Origin of the sequence: Phaeobacter sp. HF9A, from assembly GCF_011806385.1 — a bacterium.
In the GTDB taxonomy this organism is placed as follows: Bacteria; Pseudomonadota; Alphaproteobacteria; order Rhodobacterales; family Rhodobacteraceae; genus Epibacterium.
In genome coordinates, this window is record NZ_JAATOX010000204.1 from 1 (window position 1) to 3,810 (window position 3,810).

Consider the following 3,810-nt stretch of genomic DNA (forward strand, 5'->3'; position numbering starts at 1 on the left):
CGCCTGCGCCTCCTCAATGAGATCAACCCGGAACACCCGGAAATCGCCCCGCGTTTCGCACCAGGCGGTCAGCGTCCAGACCCGGCCCCAATATTCCATATGCAGCGGGCGGATCACCCGTTCAGTCAGGGTGCCGTCAATGCGGCGATAGCGCAGCGCCAGTTTCTGCCGCGCCTTGATTGCCGCGCGCAGGGTCGGCATCTGGGCCAGGCCGCGCGCCGCATCGGCAAAGGGGTAGACGGCGAATTTCCAGGCATCCGCCTCGGCCACGGTTTCCACCGGTAGCACCGCATCCACCTTGGCGGCGAGGCTTTCGGCGGCGGCCTTGAGCTCGGCATCGGCGGCTTCGGCCACGATCGCCATGCCGAGGTTCAGCGCCTCCAGCTCTGCCGGGGTCAGGGTCAGCGGCGGCAGGGTGATCGCCTCGCGCACCATATAGCCGACGCCGCGTTCGCCCTCCACCGGCACGCCGGAGGCCACCAGCGTATCCATGTCGCGGTAGATGGTGCGGGTGGAGACCTCCAGCCGTTCGGCGATGTCCTGCGCGCGGTGCAGTTTACCGTCGCGCAGGATCTGGATGATTTCAAAAAGGCGGTCGGTGCGGCGCATGGGAGGATCTTTCGCCCGCAGCGCCCCCCAAGGTCAAGCCATGACGGGCTCTGCGCGCCGCGCCCACTGCTGTGTCTCGTGGCGCATGACCAGCGTGCTCGGGTCAATCATACGCATGACATCGGCGGTGCAGTCTGCCTGCGGGAACTGGGCCATGGCCGCCTCGGCAGAGGCCATATCGACCCAGATGGTGTAATCCGTCCAGCTGCCATCCGCGCCCTTGGACAGGCTGCGGGAGATAAATCCCGGCATGCCGCCAATCAAGCGCTGGGATTTCTCGGTGGCAGCAACATAGTCGGCCTCGCTGACATCGGCTTTCAGCTTGAAGGTCACCACTTCGATCACGGTATTGGTCATCTCTCGTCTTCCTTGTCTTGACGGTTGCGATGCTCCCGTCCTACAGGAGGGCAACTGACATAAACCTGTCAGTTGAAGTTGCGGCGATGCAGAATCTTGCAATTCACCTGCCTCTGCGCCCGTAGCGGGGTAGCTCGGCGCTTTGCTTGTCTTTGGGCGCTGCCTATCAAGGGGCAGGACAACTGACATCGGCGCGCGGGATCGGTCCCATATGGCGCCGCTACTCTCTGAAAGGCACATCACATGCTCAATAACATCGGTCTTCCCGGCATTCTCCTCATCGCCATTGTGGTTCTGGTTCTCTTTGGTCGCGGCAAGATTTCCTCCCTGATGGGCGAAGTCGGCAAGGGCATCACCTCCTTCAAGAAGGGCATCAGCGAGGGCAGCAAGGAGCTGGAAGACGACTCCAACGAAGAAGCGCTGGACGTGACCCCCGCCGCAGAAAAAGACAAGGCGTAAGGTCTAGATGTTCGATCTAGGCTGGACCGAGCTTCTGGTCATCGGCGTCGTCGCGCTGATCGTGGTCGGGCCCAAGGACCTGCCGGTGTTGTTTCGCAACGTCGGCCGGTTTGTGGGTAAGGCCCGTGGCATGGCGCGCGAATTCAGCCGCGCGATGAGTGATGCGGCGGATGAGGCGGGCGTCAGCGACATCCAAAAGAGCTTCAAGACCGCGACCAATCCGATGGCCTCGGCGATGGATGGTCTCAAGGACGCCGCCCGCGACCTGACCAAAGGCATTGACCCGACGAAATTCGACCCCGACAGCGAGACCGGCAAACTCGCCGCCGACCGGGCCGAAAGCGCCAAGAAAATCCAGGCCGCGACCGCCCGTGCCGCCGCCGAGCGCAAGGCAAAAGAGGCTGCCGAAGCCTTGGCCGCCGCCGACAAGGCCGAAGCCGCGCTGAGCGCCCCCGCCGAGCCGGCCCAGACCCCGGCCGCGGCCCCCGACAGTGAGACCAAGGCATGAGCCACACCGACGATATCGACGATTCCACAGCCCCGCTGATCGAGCATCTGGCGGAGCTGCGCACGCGGCTGATCCGCTCGGTTGCGGCCTTTGCGGTGGGGATCATCCTGGCCTTCATCGTGGCGGAGCCGATCCTGCAATTCCTGGTGCATCCGATCGAGCAGACCCTGCGCGATCTCGGGGATCCGTCGCCGACGCTGCAATATACCTCGCCGCAGGAATATCTGTTTACGCTGTTCCGCATCTCCATGGTGTTCGGCTTTGCGCTGTCCTTCCCGGTGATCGGCTATCAGCTGTGGCGGTTTGTGGCGCCGGGACTTTACAAGAACGAAAAGGGCGCGTTCCTGCCATTCATGATTGCCTCGCCTTTCATGTTCATTCTGGGGGCATCCTTTGCGCAATTCGTCGTCACGCCGCTGGCGATGCAGTTCTTTCTGGGCTTTGCCGATGTGAGTTCGATCTTTGCCGGGCTCATGTCCAAGGCCACCGGCAATATTCCCAGTGACATCGCGGTGGTGCCGGAAACGGCCTCGGGGGTGAAGATCACCTTCTTTGGCAAGGTGAACGAGAGCCTGGATATCACGCTCAAGTTCATCATGGCCTTTGGTCTGTGTTTCCAGCTGCCGGTGCTTCTGACCCTGATGGGCAAGGCCGGTCTGGTCAGTGCGGCCGGGTTGGGCGCGATGCGCAAATATGCGGTGGTGGCGATCCTGGTGCTCGCCGCGCTGGTGACCCCGCCGGATGTGATCACCCAGATCATTCTGTTCTCGGTGGTCTATGGTCTCTATGAGATTTCGATCTTCCTGGTGGGCCGGGTCGAGAAGAAACGCGAAGCGCAGCTCCGGGCCGAAGGCTATTATGACGACGAGCTGGACGAGGAGTAATCTCGCCGGATCGTCCTTGTGAACAGAAGCAGAGCGCGCCTCTCGGGGCGCGCCTTTTGCGTGGCCGCCGCCCTCTTGCCGCCTGGCCCGGAACATGGTTTGTCAGGGCCAACATTGCGACAGAAGGACTGAAGGGATGGCGCAGCACATGGATCAGGACACATTGAACCGCATCGCCGCGGCGCTGGAACGCATGGCCCCGGCCCCCGAGGCCACGCCGGATTTCGCCGCCGCATCGGGCTTCGTCTGGCATGTGGAACCCGACCGTCTGGCGCCGGTGGCACAGATCAGCCGGGTAGAGCTGGAGCTTTTGGTGGGGATCGAGCGCTCTCGCGATACCTTGCTGGAAAACACCCGCCGTTTTGCCGCCGGTCATGGCGCCAACAACGCGCTTCTGTGGGGCGCGCGCGGGATGGGGAAATCCTCGCTGGTGAAGGCGATCCACGGCAGCCTGGTGGCCGAGCATCCCGACCTCAAGCTGGTGGAGTTGCAGCGCGAGGATCTGCCTTCGGTGGCGCGGTTGTTGAACCATCTGCGCGATGCGCCCTTTCGCTTCATCCTGTTCTGCGATGATCTCTCGTTCAGCCATGATGACCAGCATTACAAGAGCCTGAAGGCGGTGCTGGACGGCGGTATCGAAGGGCGGCCGGAAAACGTGGTCTTCTATGCCACCTCCAACCGTCGCCACCTGATGCCGCGCGACATGATCGAGAACGAGCGCTCCTCGTCGATCAACCCCTCCGAGGCGGTGGAGGAAAAGGTTTCGCTCTCGGATCGTTTCGGCCTGTGGCTTGGCTTCCATCCCTGCAATCAGGACGCCTATCTGGCGATGATCGAGGGCTATTGCGGCGCCTATGGCCTTGAGGTCGCGCCCGAGACCCTGCGCGCCGAGGCGATCGAGTGGCAGGCCACACGTGGCGCGCGGTCCGGGCGGGTGGCCTGGCAATTCTTCACCGATCTGGCCGGTCGCCACGGCGTCTCTCTGCGCTGACA

The 3,810-nt window shown here is 63.0% G+C and carries 6 protein-coding genes; 4 read left to right on the plus strand and 2 right to left on the minus strand.

The window, feature by feature from the left end; genetic code table 11:
• Together HCZ87_RS20110 and HCZ87_RS20115 are read right to left on the minus strand one after the other, a co-directional pair.
• Positions 1–609: YafY family protein (locus HCZ87_RS20110; protein ID WP_167646813.1), on the minus strand; the 609-nt coding region annotated here is incomplete at its 3' end.
• 33 nt (positions 610–642) lie between these two features.
• A complete protein-coding gene (locus HCZ87_RS20115; RefSeq protein ID WP_167646815.1) occupies positions 643–966 on the minus strand; it encodes an antibiotic biosynthesis monooxygenase in 324 nt (107 codons plus the stop codon).
• Positions 967–1,209: 243 nt separating this feature from the next.
• Here HCZ87_RS20115 and HCZ87_RS20120 point away from each other — a divergent pair, with 243 nt between their 5' ends.
• The 4 genes from HCZ87_RS20120 to HCZ87_RS20135 all read left to right on the plus strand — a co-directional run bounded on the left by HCZ87_RS20120 (position 1,210) and on the right by HCZ87_RS20135 (position 3,808).
• Complete coding sequence (locus HCZ87_RS20120; RefSeq protein ID WP_167646816.1) at positions 1,210–1,425, plus strand: twin-arginine translocase TatA/TatE family subunit; 216 nt, start codon at positions 1,210–1,212, stop codon at positions 1,423–1,425.
• Positions 1,426–1,432: 7 nt separating this feature from the next.
• The gene (gene tatB, locus HCZ87_RS20125; RefSeq protein WP_167646817.1) at positions 1,433–1,933 is read left to right on the plus strand and encodes a Sec-independent protein translocase protein TatB; all 501 of its coding nucleotides are present in this window, start codon (positions 1,433–1,435) and stop codon (positions 1,931–1,933) included.
• Entirely contained in the window at positions 1,930–2,817 is an 888-nt protein-coding gene (locus HCZ87_RS20130; RefSeq protein ID WP_167646819.1) for a twin-arginine translocase subunit TatC, read from the plus strand. Before tatB ends, HCZ87_RS20130 begins: the two co-directional genes overlap by 4 nt.
• Positions 2,818–2,965: 148 nt before the next feature.
• Entirely contained in the window at positions 2,966–3,808 is an 843-nt protein-coding gene (locus HCZ87_RS20135; RefSeq protein WP_167646820.1) for an ATP-binding protein, read from the plus strand.
• Positions 3,809–3,810 lie beyond the last annotated feature (2 nt).